Genomic DNA, 22,947 nt, shown 5'->3' on the forward strand with positions numbered 1-22,947 from the left:
GTATTGGGCTGTTTATTATTGGGAAGCCGTAATGATTGGCATAAAAAGCATTGCGAGCTACGTTCCTGTAGCCGGCGTGGACAATTACGCACAAGGTGCAAAATTCGAGAAGGATGAAGAATTCATCCTCGGCAAGATCGGTTCGGCCTTCCTGCCACGCAAAGACGCGGAACAGGAAACCTCCGATCTGTGCGTTGAAGCGGCCAATGCGCTGTTTGCCAACAACCCTGAACTGAAACGTGAATCCATCGATGCATTGATCGTCGTCACCCAGAACGGTGACGAAGAAGGCCTGCCGCACACCGCTGCGATCGTCCAGGACAAGCTCGGCCTGCCGACCAACGTCGCAGCGTTCGATATTTCCCTGGGTTGCTCCGGTTACGTCTATGGGATCTACGCGATCAAGGGCTTCATGGAAGCCGCCGGCCTGAAGAACGGTCTGCTGATCACCGCCGACCCGTATTCGAAGATCGTCGACCCGGAAGACCGCAACACCACGATGCTGTTCGGCGATGCCGCTACCGCGACGTGGATGGGCGAAGATCCGACCTGGGCGCTGGGCAAGGCCAAGTTCGGTACCGACGGTTCCGGTGCGCCGCACCTGAAAGTGACTGACGGTGTGTTCTTCATGAACGGTCGTCAGGTGTTCAACTTCGCGCTGCTCAAAGTCCCGGCACACTTGCACGAATTGCTCGACGATTCGGGTCTCAATGCCGATGACATCGATGCCTTCTGCATTCACCAGGGCAGTGCGGCGATTGTCGATGCCGTGGCGCGGCGCTTCGAAGGCGAGCCTGAGAAGTTCATCAAGGACATGGTCGAGACCGGCAACACCGTGTCGTCGAGTGTGCCGCTGCTGCTGGAAAAACACGTGATGGATTCCGACTGGCAGCGCATTGCGATCAGTGGTTTCGGTGTCGGTCTGTCCTGGGGTTCGGCGATTATCTATCGTCCTTGAATCCGCTAAAAACGACGGATACAAAAAAAGCGTTCAAGGGGTAACCTTGAACGCTATTTTTTTGCCTGAATGGAGCGCGAGGCGCCATGAGCGAGTTTTTCCAGGCCAACGTTGAAATCATCGAGCGACGCTGGCCGGCGCTGTTCGCGCGATTGCTGAGCGAAGACAGTTCGGCAATCGAGGCCGAGCTGACGCAGGGGCTGGGGTCGACGCTGAGTATCAACGGCATTCAACTCACCAGCCGCCATGATCGCATTCACGAAGCCCGGATCCAGGCCGCCAGCCTGCCGGCGGATAAGCCGCGATTGCACGTCTATGGCACCGGTCTCGGGGATTTACCGACCGTGCTGCTGGAACGGGCCGTGCTTGAGCGACTGTATGTGCACATTCTCAATGGCGCGCTGTTTGCCCTGGTGTTGCAGCTGATTGATCAGCGGCAATGGCTGGAGGACCCGCGAGTAGAACTTCTGTATGCCGGTGACCTGTCGGATATCTGCACGCCGTTTTTTGCCTTGCCCGCCGAAATGCTGCTGGCCGATGACTTCAACGCGAAGATCCGTGATCGACTGGTCAGCGAAGTGCACTTGAGTTTCAACAATCGTGAGTTCGATCCGCAGTCGCCCTTCATCCAGCAGCGTCTGAAGGATTGCTTGCCGGTATTGCTAGCAGACGATGATGTGGCGACGTTGTTCGGCACCTGTGCCGGTCGGGAGATCTATGTGATCGGCACCGGGCCGACGCTGGAACAGCATTTCGAACGTCTGGCTGCGATCCGCGAGCGGGCCGAGCGCCCGTTGTTCATTTGCGTCGACACCGCCTACCGGCCACTGCGCGAGCACGGGATCGTGCCCGACTATGTGGTGAGCATCGATCAGCGCATCAGCTTTCGGCATTTGCCTTTCGAGGAGTCCGACGGCATCCCGCTGGTGTACCTGCCCATGAGTGATCCTGAGGTGTTGAGGGCATGGAAGGGCAAGCGTTATGGCGGTTACTCGGCCAGTCCGGTCTATGCGGCATTGCGTGAGCAGCACCCACGGGCGCTGTTGCATATGGGCGGCAGCGTGATTCATCCGGCCGTGGATCTGGCGGTGAAGATGGGCGCCGCACGCATCACGCTGTTCGGCGCCGATTTTGCCTTCCCGATGAACAAGACCCATGCCGGCTGGAATGACGGCGACCTGGGGCCGCCGGTGAACCAGGCACGGCACTGGGTGCGTGACGGCTTCGGTGAGCGCGTCAGTACGCAACTCAATTTTCGCGGTTATCTGTGTGTGCTGGAGCGTTACATCGCCAGTCAGCCGCAGGTCGAGTTTTTCAACAGCAGCCGCGCAGGTGCCTTGATTGCCGGGGCGCATTTCAATCAGGAGTTCGTGCAATGAATGAACTGCAAGGCTGTGTCGACGAATGCCTGCGTTGTGCCGGCCTGTTTCGGCTGGGGCGCGATGTCGAGGCGGCGTTGGAGATGGTCGATGTCTTTGAAGGTGCGCAGCAATTGCTGGCGTCTGCTTCGCCGGATGTCCAGCAGTCGTGGGCGCAAGCGCTCACGCAAATGCTTGATTGTCAGGAGCGCCAGGACTGGCTCGGGCTCGCTGACTTCATGGAGTACGAATTGATCCAGTTGCTGGAAAGTTCTGCGGCTTGAGTAATGCCGACAGCGCTGGCCCGCAGGTTTGCGTTGCGGACGGTTTTATGACGTCATTTTTTCGAAGGTGAAGTGCTGCTAAGTCTTTGTTTTCCGGGGGGTGGCAGGGTGATGGCAAAAATTTTCAAAAAAGCCCTCAAGCAACCTGCAAACCCGACGATAACTATTACGAAGGTTCTCTAGGCCATACCCGGCGGTTGCCAGGGCCGGAAGCCGCAGTACCCAACCAACGAGGAATTCGTCATGGCTTTAACAGTAAACACCAACACCACGTCGTTGAACGTTCAGAAAAACCTGAACCGCGCTTCCGACGCTCTGTCGACTTCGATGCAGCGCCTGTCTTCCGGCCTGAAAATCAACAGCGCTAAAGACGACGCCGCTGGCCTGCAGATCTCCACTCGTATGCAATCGCAAATCCGCGGTGGCAACCAGGCTATCCAGAACGCCAACGACGGTATCTCCGTTGCTCAGACCGCTGAAGGCGCTCTGCAAGCTACTACCGACATCCTGCAGCGTATGCGTGAACTGGCTGTTAAAGCACGTACCGGCACCAACGGCACTGCTGACCAGCGCGCAACCAACGGCGAATTCGCTGACCTGTCCGACGAAATCACCCGTATCTCTGCTTCCACCAACCTGAACGGCAAAAACCTGCTGGACGGTTCGGCTGGTACTGTGACTCTGCAAGTTGGCGCAAACACCGGTACTGCTAACCACATCGACCTGGTACTGAGCTCGAAATTCGACGCCGTCAGCCTGTCCGTGGACAAAGCTACTCTGGCTCTGACCGGTACTACTCCAGCTATCGCTGGCAGCAACATCGACAACGCTATCACTGCAATCGACGCTGCTATCGCTGCGATCGGTGATACCCGTGCCAGCCTGGGTGCTTCGCAAAACCGTCTGAACAGCACCATCCAGAACCTGCAGAACATCGTTGAGAACACCACCGCTGCACAGGGTCGTGTACAAGACACCGACTTCGCCGCAGAAACTGCTAACCTGACCAAGCAGCAAACTCTGCAGCAGGCTTCGACCTCCGTTCTGGCTCAAGCCAACCAACTGCCTTCCGCTGTACTGAAGCTGCTTCAGTAATTTCGGAATGAGTTCGGGCGGGGGAGTGCGCTAGTCGTGCTCTCTCGCCTTTTTACGTTAGGAGGTGATGAGCATGGACATGAGCGTAAAGCTTAACCAGTCTTATCCGGCTCCCAAGCCCGTAACGCCGGTTGCTGACAAACCGTCAGAGACGCCCAAAGTTGTCAAGACTGAAGCGCCGGTCGCTGCCAAGGGTCAGGATACGGACGAAACCAAGTTGAAGCTGGCGGTGCAGGAGATCGAGAAGTTCGTTCAATCGATCAAGCGCAATCTGGAGTTCTCTATCGACGAACACTCCGGGAAGGTCATCGTCAAGGTGATCGCAAGCGAGACGGGTGAGGTCGTTCGACAGATCCCCTCCGCAGAAGCCCTCAAACTGGCAGACAGCCTCGCGAACGCGAGCCACGTATTGTTCGACGCCAAAGTCTGAGAGCTGGCATGAATAATGTTTGTCCGTTCTCAGGACGCGTGTAGCGGTCAAAAGAATGGCAACAATCTGAAGGGAGATGCACATGGCAAGTCCAATTCTACCGGGTTCCGGACTGGGTTCCGGCCTGGATATCGGTGCGATTGTCACTGCGCTGGTCAACGCCGACAAGTCGCCCAAGCAGACGCAAATCGATACCGCAACCAAAGCCAACACGCTGAAGATTTCCGGCATCGGTTCGTTGAAGAGCGCACTGACCACGTTCCAGACGGCGATGAAAAATCTGGGCAGCACGACCAACCCTGCGTTTGCCGGCTTTACCGCGACTTCGAGTAACACGAACGTTCTGAATGCTACTTCCGACAGCACTGCAGTGTCGGGCAGTTACAATGTTGCTGTGACCCAGTTGGCCACCGGTTCGAAGATTGCCAGTGCCTCTTTCGCCGGCGGTGCCGCCAGTGCCATTCCGAGTGGTACCCTGAAAATCAGTCAGAATGGCACTGATTACAATGTCGACATTCCGGCCGGTTCTACGTTGCAGACCACCCGCGATGCCATCAACAAGGCTCAGGGTGCCAACGGTATTTCCGCCAACATCGTGACCGACGCCAGTGGTGCTTCGCGTCTGGTGATCAGTTCGAACAAGACTGGCGCAGGTTCCGACCTCACCGTCAGCGGTATTGCCGGCCTCGAAATCGATGGTACCAAGCCGATGGGCGCCAGTCCGGCGGCAGGTGATTCGGGCGCGGTTAACGGCGTTGCCAAAGATGCCCTGTTGACTATCGATGGTCTTCAGGTCAGCAGTAAGAGCAACACCGTAACGGGTGCAATCAGTGGTCTGACCCTGAATCTGACAACTGTCAGCCCAGGATCGCCGACACCCACTCCGACTGTTATCAGCGTAGATGCCAACACCAAGGGCTTGCAGACATCGATTCAGCAGTTTGTCGATGCCTACAACACGTTGAAGACCACCATCGATACGCTGTCCAAGGCGACGCCGGACGAAGATGGCAAGCTGACCGTGCAAGCGGCTTTCACCGGTGACGCGATGCCGCGTGCACTGATTGCCAGTGTTCGTGCCGAATTGACGGCACCAGGGGCGGGTGGTCCGCTGGCCGTGCTGTCGCAGTTGGGTGTGATGACCGACCGCAACACCGGTAACCTGACGTTTGATACCAATGCGTTCAACAAGACCATGGCCCAGCCAGGCATGACCGGTCAGGTTCAGCAGTTGTTCACGGGTACCGACGACAGCAATGGACTGTTGGCGCGTATGAGCAAAGCGGTCGATCCGTATCTCAACCCGCCAGCGAACAATAAGTCCACCCCAAGTTTGCTTGATCAGCGCATGGCCATTCTTACCAAAAACACGCGTAGCCTTGCCGATCAGCAGACGGCTCTGGATGTTCGCGTTGCCGGCATGACCAAGACGTTGACTGCAAAATACAACGCCATGGACTTGCTGGTAGGGCAGATGAAGGCCACGGCGAGCAGCATTACGTCGTTCTTCACCTCGCTGAACGCTCAGCAGTCCGCGAAGTAACCAGCAGGCACGACAAAAACCCGGCTACGCTTCATCGGCGTGCGCCGGGTTTTTGTCTTTTGATCTAAAGTTCTGTGATTCGTTGGCGATACACTGGTTATACGAGTCATTGTGGCAATGAGGTAGAACATGAATCCAATGTTAGCCCTTCGGCAATATCAGAAAGTCGGCGCACACGCCCAGACGTCCGAAGCGAGCCCGCACCGCTTGGTGCAAATGTTGATGGAAGGTGGCCTGGAGCGAATTGCGCAAGCCAAGGGCGCCATCGAGCGCAAGGATATTGCTGCCAAATGCACGGCCATCAGCAAGGCTGTGGGCATCATTGGGGGGCTGTGTGAAGGCCTGGATCTGGAAAACAGCGCGGATTCGGTAGGTGAGCTCAATCAGCTCTACATCTATATGATGAAGCGACTCGCCGAAGCCAACGCCAAGAGTGATCCACGGATACTCGACGAGGTGGCCGACCTGCTGCGCACCGTAAAGGAAGGCTGGGACGGCATTGCTCCGCCAGGCCCCCAGTTTTAAGGAGAGCACCATGAGTCTTGTATTGCAGCGAATTGCCGATACCCGTGACGCGTTGGTCGGCGCCTTGGCCGAGCGCAACTGGGAAGCCATTGGCGAGCTGGACCTGGCTTGCCGTTCCTGCATGGAAGACGTCATGGTCGAGGCTTCGCTGGATGAGGAGGCGTTGCGCAATAACCTTGAGGAGTTGCTCCACGTCTACAAGGAGCTTCTTGAGGTCGCCATGGGTGAGCGTCAGGCGATAGTCGACGAGATGTCGCAGATCACCCAAGCGCAGAACGCGGCAAAGGTTTACCATCTGTTTGGTTAATTAACCCTCAGTTAATCCAGACATGTGCGCCATAAATTTGACTGTGCACGGTTTTTTGACTTAACTAGTGGCTGTTTTCAGATTTCAGGCGTCTACAGGCACAAGGTGTCCTGCAAGCGTCTCGCTTGCCCCTCGTATCGGGCATTGAGTTGACTAGGGAAGTTGCTATTGCATGTGGCGTGAAACCAAAATTCTGCTGATCGATGACGATAGCGTCCGCCGCCGCGACCTGGCGGTGATCTTAAATTTTCTTGGCGAAGAAAATTTACCCTGCGGAAGCCATGACTGGCAGCAGGCAGTCGGCTCTTTGTCGTCTAGTCGTGAGGTCATTTGCGTACTGATCGGGACGGTCAATGCTCCTGGTGCGCTTTTGGGCCTGTTAAAGACACTCTCGACCTGGGATGAGTTCCTTCCGGTTTTGCTGATGGGCGATAATTCTTCGGTGGACTTGCCCGAAGACCAGCGCCGCCGGGTACTTTCGACCCTCGAAATGCCGCCGAGCTACAGCAAATTGCTGGACTCCCTGCACCGCGCCCAGGTCTATCGCGAGATGTACGACCAGGCCCGCGAGCGCGGCCGTCATCGCGAGCCCAACCTGTTCCGCAGCCTCGTCGGCACCAGCCGGGCGATCCAGCATGTGCGCCAGATGATGCAGCAGGTGGCCGACACCGACGCCAGCGTGCTGATCCTCGGCGAGTCCGGCACCGGCAAGGAAGTGGTTGCGCGCAACCTGCATTACCATTCCAAGCGTCGTGACGCGCCGTTCGTGCCCGTCAACTGCGGGGCGATCCCGGCCGAGTTGCTGGAAAGCGAGCTGTTCGGCCACGAGAAGGGCGCCTTCACAGGCGCAATCACCAGCCGTGCCGGCCGCTTCGAGCTGGCCAATGGCGGTACGTTGTTCCTTGATGAAATCGGCGACATGCCGCTGCCGATGCAGGTCAAGCTGCTGCGTGTGCTGCAGGAACGCACCTTTGAGCGCGTGGGCAGCAACAAGACCCAGAGCGTCGATGTGCGCATCATCGCCGCGACCCACAAGAATCTCGAGAGCATGATCGAGATCGGCACCTTCCGCGAAGACCTCTACTATCGCCTGAACGTGTTCCCGATCGAGATGGCGCCGCTGCGTGAGCGCGTCGAAGACATTCCGCTGTTGATGAACGAACTGATTTCGCGGATGGAGCACGAGAAGCGTGGCTCGATCCGTTTCAACTCCGCCGCCATCATGTCCCTCTGCCGTCACGGCTGGCCGGGCAACGTCCGTGAGCTGGCCAACCTGGTGGAGCGCATGGCGATCATGCATCCGTACGGGGTGATTGGCGTGGTCGAGTTGCCGAAGAAATTCCGCTACGTCGACGACGAAGACGAACAAATGGTCGACAGCCTGCGCAGCGATCTGGAAGAGCGCGTGGCAATCAACGGCCACACGCCGGACTTCACCGCCAACGCCATGCTGCCGCCGGAAGGCCTTGACCTGAAGGACTACCTCGGTGGTCTGGAGCAAGGTCTGATCCAGCAGGCGCTGGATGATGCCAACGGCATCGTGGCGCGTGCCGCCGAACGTTTGCGCATCCGTCGCACCACGCTGGTGGAGAAGATGCGCAAGTACGGCATGAGCCGACGTGAAGGTGATGAACAGGCGGATGATTGACGCCTGTTTTTCAACTGCTTCATTTATAAGTAGTTTTTTTTAGGCACGGGTATTGCTACGTCCCTCGCAACGTTCCGTTTAACTGACGGTCAGCCAAGCGAGAGAGCACAATGCCCCAAGCCTCCCAGATGTCTTCTGTTCCCGAGTCCTCGGGGCAACTGCCGTCCGTAGAGCAGGCCAGTCGGCAGGGGCTTGAGCAGGCGTTCGCTCTGTTCAACCAGATGTCGAGTCAACTCACCGACTCCTACAGCATGCTTGAAGCGCGGGTTACCGAGCTCAAGGGCGAGTTGGCCGTGGTCAGCGCCCAGCGCATGCAGGAGCTGGCGGAAAAAGAACGTCTGGCCAACCGTCTGCAAAATCTCCTCGATCTGTTGCCCGGTGGCGTCATTGTCATCGACGGTCATGGCATCGTGTGCGAGGCCAATCCGGCCGCCATCGATCTGCTCGGTTTACCGCTGGAAGGCGAGTTGTGGCGCCATGTCATCGCCCGCTGCTTCGCGCCCCGTGAAGACGATGGTCATGAAATCTCCCTGAGAAACGGTCGACGCCTGTCGATTGCCACCCGATCGTTGGACGCCGAGCCGGGGCAGCTGGTGTTGCTCAACGACCTGACTGAAACCCGTCACTTGCAGGATCAGCTCGCACGCCACGAACGACTGTCGTCGTTGGGGCGCATGGTCGCCTCGCTGGCTCATCAGATTCGCACGCCGCTTTCCGCCGCGCTGCTGTATGCCAGTCATTTGACTGAGCAGGCGCTGCCGGTCGCCACTCAACAACGTTTTGCCGGGCGTCTCAAAGAGCGTCTGCATGAGCTGGAGCACCAGGTGCGCGACATGCTGGTGTTCGCTCGCGGTGAATTGCCGCTGACCGACCGCATCACGCCCAATGCCCTGATGCAGTCGTTGCAGGCCGCCGCGCTGACCCATGTGCAGGATCTGCCAATTCGCTGGCAGTGCGACAGCCATGCGGGTGAGTTGCTGTGCAATCGCGACACGCTGGTCGGCGCAGTCCTCAATCTCATTGAAAACGCGATTCAGGCCAGTGGCGGCGACGTGCGCCTGAAAGTGCATTGCTACACCCGCGACAACACTCTGCGCCTGTGCGTCAGTGACAACGGCGGCGGTATCGAGCCGGCGGTGCTGGCGCGGCTGGGCGAGCCGTTTTTCACCACCAAGGTCACCGGTACTGGCCTGGGCCTGACCGTGGTCAAGGCCGTGGCGCGTGCTCATCAGGGACAATTGCAGCTGCGTTCGCGGGTCGGGCGCGGCACGTGCGCGCAGGTGATCCTGCCGATGTTTTCCGCTGTACAGGGAGCTGAGTGAAGGTCATGGGCATCAAGGTTCTGCTGGTCGAGGATGACCGTTCATTGCGCGAGGCGCTGGCCGATACGTTGCTGCTGGCCGGCCACGATTATCACGCAGTGGGTTCGGCCGAGGAGGCGCTGAAGGCTGTGGAGTGCGAGGCGTTCAGTCTGGTGGTCAGCGACGTCAACATGCCCGGTATGGACGGTCATCAGTTGCTCGGCCTGCTGCGCGCGCGCCAGCCGCAATTGCCGGTGCTGCTGATGACGGCTCACGGCGCTGTCGAGCGCGCCGTCGATGCCATGCGCCAGGGAGCGGCGGATTATCTGGTCAAGCCGTTCGAGCCCAAGGCGCTGCTGGACCTGGTTGCGCGCCATGCCTTGGGTAATCTCGGTGCAGCCGACACGGAAGGGCCGATCGCGGTCGAGCCGGCCAGTGCACAGTTGCTGGATCTGGCAGCGCGGGTGGCGCGCAGTGATTCCACCGTGCTGATTTCCGGCGAGTCCGGCACCGGCAAGGAAGTGTTGGCGCGCTACATCCATCAGCAGTCCCATCGTGCCCGTCAGCCGTTCATTGCGATTAACTGCGCGGCGATCCCGGACAACATGCTCGAAGCGACATTGTTCGGTCACGAGAAGGGTTCGTTTACCGGCGCCATCGCGGCGCAGGCCGGCAAGTTCGAGCAGGCCGACGGCGGCACCATTCTGCTCGACGAGATTTCCGAAATGCCCCTGGGCCTGCAAGCCAAGTTGCTGCGGGTCCTGCAGGAGCGCGAGGTGGAACGGGTCGGCGCACGCAAGCCGATCACCCTCGATATCCGCGTGGTCGCGACCACCAACCGGGATCTGGCGGGCGAAGTGGCGGCGGGGCGGTTCCGTGAAGACCTTTTCTATCGCCTGTCGGTATTTCCGCTGGCCTGGCGTCCGCTGCGTGAGCGAACCGCCGACATCCTGCCGCTGGCCGAGCGTCTTTTGGCCAAACACGTCAATAAAATGAAGCATGCGATGGCGAAGTTCTCGCCCGAGGCGCAGGCGTGCCTGATCGGTTATCCATGGCCGGGCAATGTGCGCGAGCTGGATAACGCGGTTCAGCGGGCGTTGATTCTGCAGCAGGGCGGCTTGATCCAGCCGCAGGATTTCTGCCTTTCGGGCCCTGCGCTGTTTGCTCCACTGCCGGTGGCAGCGCCGACTGCGCCAGTCATTCGTGAAGTCGATATCGAGGCGGATTCGGCCGGGGCGCTGGGCGATGACCTGCGTCGTCGCGAGTTCCAGATGATCATCGACACCCTGCGCACCGAGCGCGGGCGACGCAAGGAAGCCGCCGAAAAACTCGGTATCAGTCCGCGTACGTTGCGCTACAAACTGGCGCAAATGCGCGATGCCGGGATGGACGTCGAAGGGTATCTGTTCGCCACTTGACGGATGGCGCAAACGTTTGAAAACGCATTTCTCGAAGCGGTGCCCGTGAGCTGGCACCGTTGTTGCTAACACCTGAGTACCCGCCGAGTGAGTGTCAAAAAATTGCGGGCCGCCCAAGAGAGTAGACCATGAGCCAAGGTATTGAAATTAATCGGTTGATGACGGACATGAAGGCCATGCAAATGGACGCCATGTCGAAGCCGAAATCGACTGCCGCCGTCCCTGAAGTGGCGGGCAGCAGCTTTTCCGACATGCTCGGTCAGGCCATCAACAAAGTGAACGATACCCAACAGGCTTCGAGCCAATTGGCCAACGCGTTCGAAATCGGCAAGAGCGGCGTCGATTTGACGGACGTGATGATTTCCTCGCAGAAGGCCAGCGTGTCGTTCCAGGCTCTGACCCAGGTGCGCAACAAACTGGTTCAGGCTTATCAAGACATCATGCAGATGCCGGTTTAAGGACGAGATTGAGTCATGGCAGAAGCAGTCGCCGATAACGTTCCGGCCAAGGCCACCCCGATAGACGGCAAACCGCCGCTGTTCGGCCTGTCCTTCCTGGAAAACCTCTCCGAGATGACCATGCTGCGTCAGGTGGGCCTGTTGGTCGGCCTGGCTGCGAGCGTGGCGATTGGCTTTGCCGTGGTGCTGTGGTCGCAGCAACCGGACTACCGGCCTCTGTACGGCAGCCTTGCCGGTATGGACGCCAAGCAGGTCATGGACACTCTGGCCTCCGCCGATATTCCCTACACCGTTGAACCGAATTCCGGTGCCTTGCTGGTCAAGGCCGATGACCTGTCCCGTGCGCGACTGAAACTCGCGGCCGCTGGTGTCACTCCCAGCGACGGCAATATCGGTTTCGAGATTCTCGACAAGGAACAGGGTCTGGGCACCAGCCAGTTCATGGAAGCGACTCGCTATCGTCGCGGCCTCGAAGGCGAACTGGCCCGCACCATCTCCGCCCTGAACAACGTCAAGGGTGCTCGCGTTCACCTGGCGATCCCGAAGAGTTCGGTGTTCGTGCGTGACGAGCGCAAGCCAAGTGCTTCCGTACTGGTCGAGTTGTACTCCGGCCGTTCGCTGGAGCCGGGTCAGGTGGTTGCCATCATCAACCTGGTGGCCACTTCCGTTCCCGAGCTGAGCAAGTCGCAGATCACCGTCGTCGACCAGAAGGGCAACCTGCTGTCGGATCAGGCGGAAAACTCTGAAATGACCATGGCCGGCAAGCAGTTCGATTACAGCCGCCGCATGGAAAGCATGCTCACCCAGCGTGTGCACAATATTCTGCAACCGGTTCTGGGCAATGATCGCTACAAGGCTGAAGTGTCGGCCGACGTGGACTTCAGTGCCGTTGAATCGACCGCCGAGCAGTTCAACCCGGATCAACCGGCGCTACGCAGCGAACAGTCGGTCAATGAACAGCGTACCGCCAGCAATGGCCCGCAAGGCGTACCGGGTGCCCTGAGCAACCAGCCGCCGTCGCCAGCCTCGGCGCCACAAACCACCGGTGGCGCAGCCGCCCCGGCGAGTATGGTGCAACCGGGCCAGCCGCTGGTTGACGCCAACGGTCAGCAGATCATGGACCCGGCCACCGGCCAGCCAATGCTCGCGCCGTACCCGGCAGACAAGCGTCAACAATCCACCAAGAACTTCGAACTCGACCGTTCCATCAGCCACACCAAACAGCAGCAGGGTCGCCTGAATCGCCTGTCGGTGTCGGTAGTGGTAGACGATCAGGTCAAGATCAACCCGGCCAACGGCGAAACCACCCGCGCGCCGTGGAGCGCCGACGAATTGGCGCGCTTCACTCGTCTGGTGCAGGACGCGGTCGGTTTCGACGCCAGCCGTGGCGACAGTGTCAGCGTGATCAACATGCCGTTCTCCGCCGAGCGCGGCGAAGTGATTGCCGATATTCCGTTCTACTCCCAGCCATGGTTCTGGGACATCGTCAAACAAGTGCTGGGTGTGTTGTTCATCCTGGTGCTGGTGTTCGGCGTGCTGCGTCCGGTGCTCAACAACATCACCGGTGGCGGCAAAGGCAAGGAACTGGCCGGTCTGGGCGGTGACGTGGAGCTGGGTGGCATGGGCGGTCTGGACGGTGAACTGTCCAACGATCGCGTCAGCCTCGGCGGCCCGACCAGCATCCTGCTGCCGAGCCCGAGCGAAGGCTATGACGCTCAGTTGAACGCAATCAAGAGTCTGGTGGCAGAAGACCCGGGTCGTGTGGCCCAGGTCGTGAAAGAGTGGATTAACGCAGATGAGTGATAACCGAGCCGCCGTCGCCAAACTGTCCCGGGTCGATAAAGCCGCGATTCTGCTGCTGTCCCTGGGTTCGACCGATGCCGCACAAGTGCTGCGCCACATGGGCCCCAAAGAGGTTCAGCGAGTCGGCGTGGCCATGGCCCAGATGGGCAACGTCCACCGTGAGCAGGTCGAGCAGGTCATGAGCGAGTTCGTCGACATCGTCGGCGACCAGACCAGCCTGGGCGTCGGCTCCGACGACTACGTGCGCAAAATGCTCACCCAGGCCCTGGGTGAAGACAAGGCCAACGGCCTGATCGACCGCATTCTGCTGGGTGGCAACACCAGCGGCCTCGACAGCCTGAAATGGATGGAACCGCGCGCCGTTGCCGACGTGATCCGCTACGAGCACCCGCAGATCCAGGCCATCGTGGTCGCGTACCTCGATCCGGATCAGGCCGGTGAAGTGCTGGGCAACTTCGACCACAAGGTGCGCCTGGACATCATCCTGCGCGTCTCGTCGTTGAACACTGTGCAGCCGGCCGCGCTGAAAGAATTGAACCAGATCCTCGAGAAGCAGTTCTCCGGCAACTCGAACGCCTCGCGCACCACCCTGGGTGGCATCAAGCGGGCGGCGGACATCATGAACTTCCTCGACAGCTCGATCGAAGGTCAGCTTATGGACTCGATCCGCGAAGTCGACGAAGACCTGTCCGGTCAGATCGAAGACCTCATGTTCGTGTTCAACAACCTGGCCGATGTCGACGACCGCGGTATCCAGGCGCTGTTGCGCGAAGTGTCCTCCGATGTACTGGTGCTGGCCCTCAAGGGTTCGGACGAAGGCGTCAAGGAGAAGATTTTCAAGAACATGTCCAAACGTGCTGCCGAACTGCTGCGCGACGACCTCGAGGCCAAAGGCCCGGTGCGCGTCAGCGACGTGGAAACCGCGCAGAAGGAAATCCTCACCATCGCCCGCCGTATGGCCGAAGCCGGAGAAATCGTGCTCGGTGGCAAGGGCGGCGAGGAAATGATCTAACACCATGGGCAAGAACGACGACGATGTGACGGACCTGATCCGTGCCCGAGACGTCCGCGGTTTCGAAACCTGGGCAATCCCAAGCTTCGATCCGCCGGCACCGGAACCCGAGCCGGAACCGGAGCCCGAACCGCCGGAGATGGAAGAAGTGCCGCTGGACGAAGTCCAGCCACTGACCCTGGAAGAACTCGAAAGCATCCGTCAGGAGGCTTACAACGAGGGCTTCGCCATCGGCGAAAAAGAAGGTTTCCACAGCGCCACCCTCAAGGTGCGTCAGGAAGCCGACGTCGCCCTGACGGCCAAGGTCAACAGCCTTGAGCAGTTGATGGCAAACCTGTTCGAGCCCATCGCCGAGCAAGACACCCAGATCGAAAAGTCTCTGGTCGACCTCGTGCAGCACATCGCCAAACAGGTGATCCAGCGCGAACTGGCCATCGATTCGACACAGATCGAACACGTCATGCGCGACGCCCTCAAGCTGTTGCCGCTGGGCGTGGGCAATGTGCGGCTGTACGTCAATCCGCAGGATTTCGAACAGGTCAAAGCCCTGCGCGAACGTCATGAGGAAACCTGGCGCATCGTCGAGGACGAATCGCTGCTGCCGGGCGGTTGCCGGGTCGAAACCGAACACAGCCGGATCGATGCGAGCATCGAAACCCGCGTCAGCCAGGTCATGGCCAAGCTTTTCGATCAGTTGCACGAACAAGCCCTGCACCCGGCCGAACCGGACCTGAGCCTGGACTTGCCGGAAGCGCCGAAGCCGGCACCAGTCACCGACGAGCCGCTCGCGGACGCCCCCGATGCGCCTTGAACGCACCAGTTTCGCCAAGCGCCTGAGCACCTACGCTGAAGTCGCCGAAATTCCCGCTGCGCCGATCCTCGAAGGGCGCCTGCTGCGCATGGTTGGCCTGACCCTCGAAGCCGAAGGTCTGCGCGCCGCCATGGGCACCCGCTGCATGGTGATCAACGACGACAGCTATCACCCGTCGCAGGTTGAAGCCGAAGTCATGGGTTTCTCCGGCAGCAAAGTTTTCCTGATGCCGGTCGGCAGTGTTGCCGGTATTGCGCCGGGCGCCCGTGTGGTGCCGCTGGCCGACACCGGTCGCTTGCCAATGGGCATGAGCATGCTCGGTCGCGTGCTCGACGGCGCCGGACGTGCGCTGGACGGCAAGGGCGGCATGAAGGCCGAAGACTGGGTGCCGATGGACGGCCCGACCATCAACCCGCTCAACCGTGATCCGATCAGCGAACCGCTGGACGTCGGCATCCGTTGCATCAACGGTTTGTTGACGGTCGGTCGCGGTCAGCGTCTGGGCCTGTTCGCCGGTACCGGTGTCGGTAAATCGGTGCTGCTGGGCATGATGACCCGCTTCACCGAGGCCGACATCATCGTCGTCGGCCTGATCGGTGAGCGGGGTCGTGAAGTTAAAGAGTTCATCGAACACATCCTCGGTGAAGAAGGCCTCAAGCGTTCGGTGGTAGTGGCGTCGCCAGCGGACGATGCGCCACTGATGCGTCTGCGCGCGGCGATGTACTGCACGCGGATCGCCGAATATTTCCGCGACAAGGGCAAGAACGTCCTGTTGCTGATGGATTCCCTGACCCGTTTCGCCCAGGCCCAGCGGGAAATCGCCCTGGCCATCGGCGAGCCGCCGGCGACCAAGGGTTATCCGCCTTCGGTGTTCGCCAAGCTGCCGAAACTGGTGGAGCGCGCCGGTAACGCGGAGAAGGGCGGCGGTTCGATCACCGCGTTTTATACCGTGCTGTCCGAAGGCGATGACCAGCAGGACCCGATTGCAGACTCGGCGCGAGGCGTGCTCGACGGGCACATTGTGTTGTCCCGGCGTCTGGCCGAAGAAGGTCATTACCCGGCCATCGATATCGAAGCGTCGATCAGTCGGGTGATGCCGGCGGTGGTCTCGCCGGAACACATGACCCGTGCGCAGTACTTCAAGCAGTTGTGGTCGCGGTATCAGCAGAGTCGAGATCTGATCAGCGTCGGTGCCTATGTTGCCGGCGGCGACCGCGAGACGGACCTTGCCATCAATCTGCAGCCGCAACTGGTCAGATACCTGCGTCAGGGCCTGAACGACAGCATCAGCCTGGGTGAAAGCGAGGCGTACCTCGAAACGATTTTTGCCCCTGCGACCGGCGGGTAACCGGCCATGGCCCTGAGCCGAGCCGCGCGTCTGGCGCCGGTGGTGGAAATGGCCGAAAAAGCCGAGAAAACCGCCGTGCAGCGCCTGGGTTATTTCCAGGGGCAGGTGAAGGTGGCCGAAAGCAAACTCGCCGACTTGCATGCCTTTCGTCTGGATTACTCCGAACAATGGATCGTGCGCGGCAGCACGGGCGTGTCCGGGCAATGGCTGCTGGGTTTTCAGGGCTTTCTGGCGCAACTCGACACCGCCGTCGATCAGCAGCGGCAAAGCCTGCAATGGCACCAGAACAATCTGGACAAGGCCCGCGACGCCTGGCAGCAGGCGTTCGCTCGGGTCGAAGGATTGCGCAAACTTGTACAACGTTACCGTGACGAAGCCCAGCGAGCCGAAGACAAACGCGAACAGAAGCTGTTGGATGAACTGTCCCAGCGCCTGCCGCGCCGTGATGCCTACTGACGGGTTGATCTCTGACAGTTTCCGGCGACTTCCTGCCTTGCCCCTTACCCTTGCAAGTGCTAAACCTTGTACAGGTTCGTCAATGACAAGGAAGCCAGTACATGTCAGTCGTTACAGAAGTCTCTCCGGATGGTCAAAAGCTGACGATTTCGATCAAGGGCCGGTTCGATTTCGGGCGCCATCAGGAGTTTCGCGAGTCCTACGAGCGACTCAATAAAAAGCCCGACTCCATCGTGGTGGATCTCAAGGATGCCACCTATCTCGACAGTTCGGCTTTGGGAATGCTGCTTCTGCTGCGCGATCACGCCGGTGGCGACGACTCGGATGTGCGGGTGGTCAACAGCAATTCGGATGTGCGCAAGATCCTCGCCATCTCCAACTTCGACAAACTGTTCGACATCAGTTGACGGCCATGCAGCCGCAAGAACCACTGACGATTCTGATCGCCGAGGACAGCGCCGCCGACCGGCTGCTGTTGTCGACCATCGTGCGCCGTCAGGGGCATGCTGTGCTGACGGCCACCAATGGTGCTGAAGCGGTCGAAGTGTTTGCCTGTCAGCAACCGCATCTGGTGTTGATGGATGCCATGATGCCGATCATGGATGGCTTCGAGGCGGCACGGCAGATCAAGGTGCTGGCAGGTGAAAACCTGGTGCCGATCATTTTCCTCACGTCGCTGACCGAGAGTGAAGCGCTGGTGCGATGTCTGGAGGCGGGTGGCGACGATTTTCTGGCGAAGCCTTACAACCAGGTGATTCTGTCCGCCAAAATCAAGGCGATGGATCGCCTGCGTCGCCTGCAAGCCACAGTGCTTGAGCAACGCGACCTGATTGCCCGGCACCACGATTACCTGCTCAACGAGCAACGGGTCGCCAAGGCGGTTTTCGACAAGGTTGCGCATTCCGGTTGCCTGAGTGCGCCGAACATCCGTTACCTGCAGTCACCCTATGCGCTGTTCAACGGTGATCTGTTGCTGGCGGCCTACACGCCAGCCGGTGACATGCATGTGTTGCTCGGTGATTTCACTGGGCACGGTCTGCCGGCGGCAGTCGGAGCCATGCCCCTGGCGGAAGTGTTCTACGGCATGACCGCAAAGGGCTATGGGCTGGCTGAAACGCTGCGGGAAATGAACGCCAAGCTCAAGCGCATCCTGCCCGTGGACATGTTCTGCTGCGCCACGTTGCTCTGCCTGAGTTTTCAGCGCCGCAGCGTGGAAATCTGGAACGGCGGCATGCCCGACGGTTATCTGCATCGCATCGCCACGGGCGAGCGGGTGCCACTTGCGGCGCGCCATTTGCCGCTGGGTGTGCTCAGTCCGCAGGCTTTCGACGATCAAACCGAAGTGCTGTCGATGGCGGTGGGTGACCGTGTGTTCCTGCTGTCCGACGGCGTGATCGACACCTGTGATGCCGATGATCAGTTGTTCGGTGTCGAGCGCTTGCAACGGGTGTTTGCCGACAATCGCCAGCCGGATCGGCTGTTCGCCGAGATTGAGCAGGCGTTGCAGGATTTTCGTGGCGAGGCCCGTGACGATGTGAGCATGGTCGAGGTCAGCCTGCTGGAAATGGCGCAGGTCAATCCGTCGGCACCGGTGTATTCAGACAGCGGGCAGTCGTGTCCGCTGGACTGGTCGGTGAGTTTCGAGTTTCGAGGCGCCACCCTCAGGCGCTTCAATCCGTTGCCCTATCTGTTGCAATTGTTGCTTGAGGTGCATGGCTTGCGAACGCAGAGCGGCACGTTGTACAGCGTGCTTGCCGAGCTTTACTCCAACGCGCTGGAGCATGGAGTGCTGGGGCTTGACTCCAGTCTCAAGCGCGACGCTTCGGGGTTCGCCCGCTACTATGAACAACGCAATACTCGCCTCGATGCCTTGCAGGATGGCTATGTGCGCGTGCATCTGGAGGTTCGTCCCGAGGGCGAGGGTGGTTGTCTGATCGTTCGTGTCGAAGACAGTGGCAAAGGTTTTGACGTGGCCCGGGTGATGGAGCGGCCACTCGACGGTGTCCGTCTGTCGGGGCGTGGCGTCAGCCTGATCCGGCAATTGGCCAGAAATGCCAGCTGGTCAGATGATGGTCGCAGTGCTCGCGTGGAGTTTTTTTGGAAGGCTCTGGCATAATCCGCGCATTCTTGATCAAGGAGTGAACAAGTGACTGATGCCTGTGTAGATCGCGACGTACTGAATGCGTTGCAAGAAGTCATGGAGGATGGCTATCCGGAGTTGCTGGATACGTTCCTGGCAGATTCCGAAGCGCGCCTGCGTGAATTGCAAAAGACCGCCGATGCAGACGCCTTGTCGTCCGTTGCCCATAGCTTCAAAGGCAGTAGCAGCAACATGGGGGCGACCCGTCTTGCCGAGCTTTGTCAGGAGCTGGAGCACCACGCCAAAGACAAGAGCCCGTCCGAAATCATCAAAATGGTGGCTGACATCCATAACGAGTTTGCGGATGTGCGCCCTGTCTATGAGGCAGAACGACAGCGTTCTCCCGCTCATTGAGTCAACCGTCCGGCGTTTTTATTCAGCGTTGGACGAAACTGGCCCGGCACTTGCAATCATCTCGTTCAACTGTACCTACGATCCCAGTGCAGCGGAGACCGTGCCATGCCTGCAACCCCTAACATTCTTCTTCAGACTGCCGCCCAGGCCAAGGCGCAAGCCGCCTCTGCCAAATCGTCAGTGGTGGCCACGGAGCCCGGGGACAAGGCTACAAGCTTCGCGCAGGTGTTTGCCGATCAGGGTCAGAACAAGCCTTCCGTTGCGACCGACAATTCGGTGAAACCTGCACGCGACAATGACACCTCCAGTGTCGGCAACAAGGACGCTGGCAAGGATTCGTCTGCCGCTCCCGAGTCGGCCGTTGCCGATAGCGGCAAAGCTTTGCCCGCTGACCCCTCGTCGTCGACCGCCACGGATGACAAAGTTGCCAGCGATGATGCGTCCGACACACCGGCCTCGCCAGCCACCGATACCGTCCCTGCGGACCCGGCACTGGATCCGGCGCTGATGCAAGTCGTGCAGCCGGTCGTCACGCCGCCGGTGGTGGCAGCGCCAGCCGTCGACACGCCAGCGAAGCCTGAGACTCAGGCTCCTGCGGTGGCTGCACTGCCGGCGGCCGCCACTGCGGCGGCGCCTGCCGCCGACAGTGATTTCGATCCCGAGGCCGATCCGCTCGATTCTCTGCCGGCCGTGCGTATGGCGATGGAGCAGAGCGGTCACATCTCCGCGTCCAGCCAGTCGCAACCCAAGGCTGCCCCGGCCCAGGCTCAGGCTGATGGCGAACTGACTTCGGCCCAGACCTTCGCCGCCGGCATGGCCAGCATGCTGGATGTGCAGGCTGACAAGGACAGCACCAGTCAGGGAGGCGAAAAGGCCTTCAGTGGCTTGATCGACGAAGGTCTGAAAGACCTGAAGTCCTCCACCAGCGATACCCGCGTGGATGACTTCGCCAACCGTCTGGCGGCACTGACTCAAGCAGCCACTCCGAAAACTGCCAACGCAGTGCCGGTGAACCAGCCGATCGCCATGCATCAGAGCGGCTGGACCGAGCAAGTGGTCAATCGCGTCATGTACCTGTCGAGCAACAACTTGAAGGCCGCCGATATCCAGTTGCAGCCGGCCGAGTTGGGTCGCCTGGATATTCGGGTGAACATGGTGCCGGACCAGCAGACTCAGGTGACCTTCATGAGCGCGCATCCGAGCGTTCGCGAAGCGCTCGACGGCCAGATGCATCGTCTGCGTGACATGTTCACGCAGCAAGGCATGGGGCAGGTCGATGTCAACGTTGCCGACCAGAACCGTGGCTGGCAGGGACAAGGCCAGGAACAGGCGCAGCAGGGCCAGCAGGGTGGTCGCACCAGCGCCGCCGGCGGTCGCCTGGACTCGGCCGAAGAAGAGTTGACGCCTGCGGCCGTGGCTGAATCGGCTGCCGCCACCACTCATGTGATCGGTTCCAGCGCCGTCGACTATTACGCCTGACGTAGCACCCTAAAACCTGTGGGAGCTGGCTTGCCAGCGATAGCGATTAATCTGACACATCGGTTTTGAATGTGCCGCCGCCATCGCTGGCAAGCCAGCTCCCACAGGGTTTTGCATCGACTCGCGATTCCCTCTCGTTCTCCCCACCGACACTTCTGGCATAACACTTGCTCTTGCCTTGCCGTGCGACTGTGAAAACCCGATTAGTGACGGATTATTGGCATGGCGAAGAGCGAAGCAGCAGCAGTAAAAGACCCCGCAACCAAAGGCAAACTCAAGATGATCATTGCGATCGTTCTGGGGTTGTTGCTGGCTATCGGCGCGTCTGTGGGGGCGACCTGGTTCTTCATGCACAGCGCCCAGAGCAAGCCTGCGGCTGCAGTGGAAACCGCTCCGGTCGGCAAGCAACCGGCGATTTTCGAGCCGATGGCGCCAGCCTTCGTGGCCAACTACAACCAGAACGGCCGTCAGCGCTATATGCAGGTGAGTATCACCATGCTGGCGCGCAACCAGGCCGATCTTGAAGCGCTCAAAGTGCACATGCCGGTGATCCGCAACAACCTGGTGATGCTCTTCTCCGGTCAGGACTTCGCCACATTGGCGACGCCGGTCGGTCAGGAGATGTTGCGCCAGAAGGCCACGGCCAGCGTCCAGGAAGTGGCGCAGAAGGAGCTGGGCAAAGTGGTGATCGAACAGTTGCTTTTCACTAATTTCGTACTGCAGTAGGAACACGACATGGCCGTGCAGGATCTGCTGTCCCAGGATGAAATCGACGCGCTGTTGCATGGCGTCGACGATGGTCTGGTACAGACCGATAACGCTGCCGAACCCGGCAGTGTCAAAAGCTACGACCTGACCAGCCAGGATCGCATCGTCCGTGGACGCATGCCGACTCTTGAGATGATCAACGAGCGTTTTGCCCGTTACACCCGCATCAGCATGTTCAACATGCTGCGCCGCTCGGCGGACGTTGCCGTCGGTGGCGTGCAGGTGATGAAGTTCGGCGAATACGTGCACTCGCTGTACGTGCCGACCAGTCTGAACCTGGTCAAGATCAAACCCCTGCGCGGCACCGCGCTGTTCATCCTCGACGCCAAACTGGTGTTCAAACTGGTGGACAACTTCTTCGGCGGCGACGGCCGTCACGCCAAGATCGAAGGGCGTGAATTCACCCCGACCGAACTGCGTGTGGTGCGCATGGTGCTGGAGCAGGCGTTCGTCGATCTGAAAGAAGCCTGGCAGGCGATCATGGAAGTCAACTTCGAGTACATCAACTCGGAAGTGAACCCGGCCATGGCCAACATCGTCGGCCCGAGCGAAGCGATCGTGGTCTCGACGTTCCACATCGAACTCGACGGCGGTGGCGGCGACCTGCACGTGACCATGCCGTACTCGATGATCGAGCCGGTGCGCGAAATGCTCGACGCCGGCTTCCAGTCGGACCTCGACGACCAGGACGAACGCTGGGTCAACGCCCTGCGTCAGGACGTACTCGATGTCGACGTGCCGATCGGTGCCACCGTGGCTCGCCGCCAGTTGAAACTGCGCGACATCCTGCACATGCAGCCGGGTGATGTGATCCCGGTCGAGATGCCGGAAGACATGATCATGCGCGCCAACGGCGTGCCGGCCTTCAAGGTCAAGATGGGCTCGCACAAAGGCAACCTCGCGTTGCAAGTGATCGAGCCGATCGAGCGCCGCTGAAGCGGCGCAACACCCCTTACGCATTTAACTGAATTGTTGCCCGCCGAGGACAAATGATGAACGACGATATGAACGCCCAGGACGATCAGGCACTGGCTGATGAATGGGCAGCAGCCCTGGAAGAAACCGGCGACGGCCAATCCGAAATCGACGCACTGCTGGCCGCCGACGCTGGCGTTTCGAACTCCAACCGTCTGCCGATGGAAGAGTTCGGTAGCGTGCCGAAGAACAACGATCCGGTGACTTTGGACGGTCCGAACCTGGACGTGATCCTCGACATTCCGGTATCGATCTCGATGGAAGTGGGCAGCACCGACATCAACATCCGCAACCTGCTGCAACTCAACCAGGGTTCGGTGATCGAGCTCGATCGTCTGGCCGGTGAGCCGCTGGACGTGCTGGTCAACGGAACCCTCATCGCCCACGGCGAAGTGGTTGTGGTCAACGAAAAGTTCGGCATCCGCCTGACCGACGTGATCAGCCCAAGCGAACGCATCAAGAAGCTGCGCTGAGTG

The 22,947-nt window shown here is 59.9% G+C and carries 24 protein-coding genes; all 24 read left to right on the forward strand.

Annotation, left to right across the window (positions count from 1 at the left end):
* Positions 1-31 precede the first annotated feature (31 nt).
* The 24 genes from JJN09_RS24365 (at position 32) to fliN (ending at position 22,944) form a co-directional block, all read left to right on the forward strand.
* Complete coding sequence (locus JJN09_RS24365) at positions 32-958, forward strand: ketoacyl-ACP synthase III (protein WP_249484119.1); 927 nt, start codon at positions 32-34, stop codon at positions 956-958.
* An 86-nt stretch (positions 959-1,044) separates the two neighbouring features.
* Positions 1,045-2,337, forward strand: coding sequence for a motility associated factor glycosyltransferase family protein (locus tag JJN09_RS24370; RefSeq protein ID WP_249484120.1), 1,293 nt, complete (start codon positions 1,045-1,047; stop codon positions 2,335-2,337).
* Positions 2,334-2,600: a hypothetical protein gene (locus JJN09_RS24375; RefSeq protein ID WP_249484121.1), complete on the forward strand. Its 267-nt coding sequence runs from the start codon at positions 2,334-2,336 to the stop codon at positions 2,598-2,600. The genes JJN09_RS24370 and JJN09_RS24375 overlap by 4 nt, the downstream gene beginning before the upstream one ends.
* A gap of 243 nt (positions 2,601-2,843) precedes the next feature.
* A complete protein-coding gene (locus tag JJN09_RS24380) occupies positions 2,844-3,695 on the forward strand; it encodes a flagellin domain-containing protein (RefSeq protein ID WP_249484122.1) in 852 nt (283 codons plus the stop codon).
* Positions 3,696-3,768: 73 nt separating this feature from the next.
* Complete coding sequence (locus tag JJN09_RS24385; RefSeq protein WP_179692264.1) at positions 3,769-4,125, forward strand: flagellar protein FlaG; 357 nt, start codon at positions 3,769-3,771, stop codon at positions 4,123-4,125.
* A gap of 82 nt (positions 4,126-4,207) precedes the next feature.
* Entirely contained in the window at positions 4,208-5,668 is a 1,461-nt protein-coding gene (gene fliD, locus JJN09_RS24390; RefSeq protein ID WP_249484123.1) for a flagellar filament capping protein FliD, read from the forward strand.
* 129 nt (positions 5,669-5,797) lie between these two features.
* On the forward strand, positions 5,798-6,193 hold the full coding sequence (fliS, locus tag JJN09_RS24395; RefSeq protein ID WP_249484124.1) for a flagellar export chaperone FliS: 396 nt from the start codon (positions 5,798-5,800) through the stop codon (positions 6,191-6,193).
* A gap of 10 nt (positions 6,194-6,203) precedes the next feature.
* Complete coding sequence (locus tag JJN09_RS24400; RefSeq protein ID WP_249484125.1) at positions 6,204-6,500, forward strand: flagellar protein FliT; 297 nt, start codon at positions 6,204-6,206, stop codon at positions 6,498-6,500.
* Positions 6,501-6,672: 172 nt separating this feature from the next.
* Entirely contained in the window at positions 6,673-8,148 is a 1,476-nt protein-coding gene (locus JJN09_RS24405; protein WP_003222863.1) for a sigma-54 dependent transcriptional regulator, read from the forward strand.
* Positions 8,149-8,276: 128 nt separating this feature from the next.
* Positions 8,277-9,470, forward strand: coding sequence for a PAS domain-containing sensor histidine kinase (locus tag JJN09_RS24410; RefSeq protein WP_249490847.1), 1,194 nt, complete (start codon positions 8,277-8,279; stop codon positions 9,468-9,470).
* A 5-nt stretch (positions 9,471-9,475) separates the two neighbouring features.
* A complete protein-coding gene (locus tag JJN09_RS24415) occupies positions 9,476-10,867 on the forward strand; it encodes a sigma-54 dependent transcriptional regulator (protein WP_249484126.1) in 1,392 nt (463 codons plus the stop codon).
* Positions 10,868-10,995: 128 nt separating this feature from the next.
* Entirely contained in the window at positions 10,996-11,325 is a 330-nt protein-coding gene (fliE, locus tag JJN09_RS24420; protein ID WP_096822182.1) for a flagellar hook-basal body complex protein FliE, read from the forward strand.
* A 15-nt stretch (positions 11,326-11,340) separates the two neighbouring features.
* Positions 11,341-13,128, forward strand: a complete 1,788-nt coding sequence (fliF, locus tag JJN09_RS24425; RefSeq protein WP_249484127.1) for a flagellar basal-body MS-ring/collar protein FliF — start codon at positions 11,341-11,343, stop codon at positions 13,126-13,128.
* Entirely contained in the window at positions 13,121-14,140 is a 1,020-nt protein-coding gene (gene fliG, locus JJN09_RS24430) for a flagellar motor switch protein FliG (protein ID WP_007958288.1), read from the forward strand. Before fliF ends, fliG begins: the two co-directional genes overlap by 8 nt.
* 4 nt (positions 14,141-14,144) lie before the next feature.
* Positions 14,145-14,951, forward strand: coding sequence for a flagellar assembly protein FliH (gene fliH, locus JJN09_RS24435; protein WP_249484128.1), 807 nt, complete (start codon positions 14,145-14,147; stop codon positions 14,949-14,951).
* Positions 14,941-16,299, forward strand: a complete 1,359-nt coding sequence (fliI, locus tag JJN09_RS24440) for a flagellar protein export ATPase FliI (protein WP_249484129.1) — start codon at positions 14,941-14,943, stop codon at positions 16,297-16,299. Before fliH ends, fliI begins: the two co-directional genes overlap by 11 nt.
* Positions 16,300-16,305: 6 nt before the next feature.
* Entirely contained in the window at positions 16,306-16,755 is a 450-nt protein-coding gene (fliJ, locus tag JJN09_RS24445) for a flagellar export protein FliJ (RefSeq protein ID WP_085733745.1), read from the forward strand.
* Between the two features lie 101 nt (positions 16,756-16,856).
* A complete protein-coding gene (locus tag JJN09_RS24450) occupies positions 16,857-17,162 on the forward strand; it encodes an STAS domain-containing protein (RefSeq protein ID WP_119428818.1) in 306 nt (101 codons plus the stop codon).
* A 5-nt stretch (positions 17,163-17,167) separates the two neighbouring features.
* Entirely contained in the window at positions 17,168-18,871 is a 1,704-nt protein-coding gene (locus JJN09_RS24455; RefSeq protein ID WP_249484130.1) for a fused response regulator/phosphatase, read from the forward strand.
* A 30-nt stretch (positions 18,872-18,901) separates the two neighbouring features.
* Positions 18,902-19,249, forward strand: a complete 348-nt coding sequence (locus JJN09_RS24460) for an Hpt domain-containing protein (RefSeq protein ID WP_249484131.1) — start codon at positions 18,902-18,904, stop codon at positions 19,247-19,249.
* A 105-nt stretch (positions 19,250-19,354) separates the two neighbouring features.
* Positions 19,355-20,728, forward strand: coding sequence for a flagellar hook-length control protein FliK (locus JJN09_RS24465; protein ID WP_249484132.1), 1,374 nt, complete (start codon positions 19,355-19,357; stop codon positions 20,726-20,728).
* 222 nt (positions 20,729-20,950) lie between these two features.
* Complete coding sequence (gene fliL, locus JJN09_RS24470) at positions 20,951-21,454, forward strand: flagellar basal body-associated protein FliL (protein ID WP_085733741.1); 504 nt, start codon at positions 20,951-20,953, stop codon at positions 21,452-21,454.
* Positions 21,455-21,463: 9 nt separating this feature from the next.
* Complete coding sequence (gene fliM / locus JJN09_RS24475; protein ID WP_003222890.1) at positions 21,464-22,432, forward strand: flagellar motor switch protein FliM; 969 nt, start codon at positions 21,464-21,466, stop codon at positions 22,430-22,432.
* A gap of 56 nt (positions 22,433-22,488) precedes the next feature.
* Complete coding sequence (fliN, locus tag JJN09_RS24480) at positions 22,489-22,944, forward strand: flagellar motor switch protein FliN (protein ID WP_249484133.1); 456 nt, start codon at positions 22,489-22,491, stop codon at positions 22,942-22,944.
* Positions 22,945-22,947: the final 3 nt, after the last annotated feature.

This window comes from Pseudomonas sp. HS6, from assembly GCF_023375815.1.
In the GTDB taxonomy this organism is placed as follows: Bacteria; Pseudomonadota; Gammaproteobacteria; order Pseudomonadales; family Pseudomonadaceae; genus Aquipseudomonas.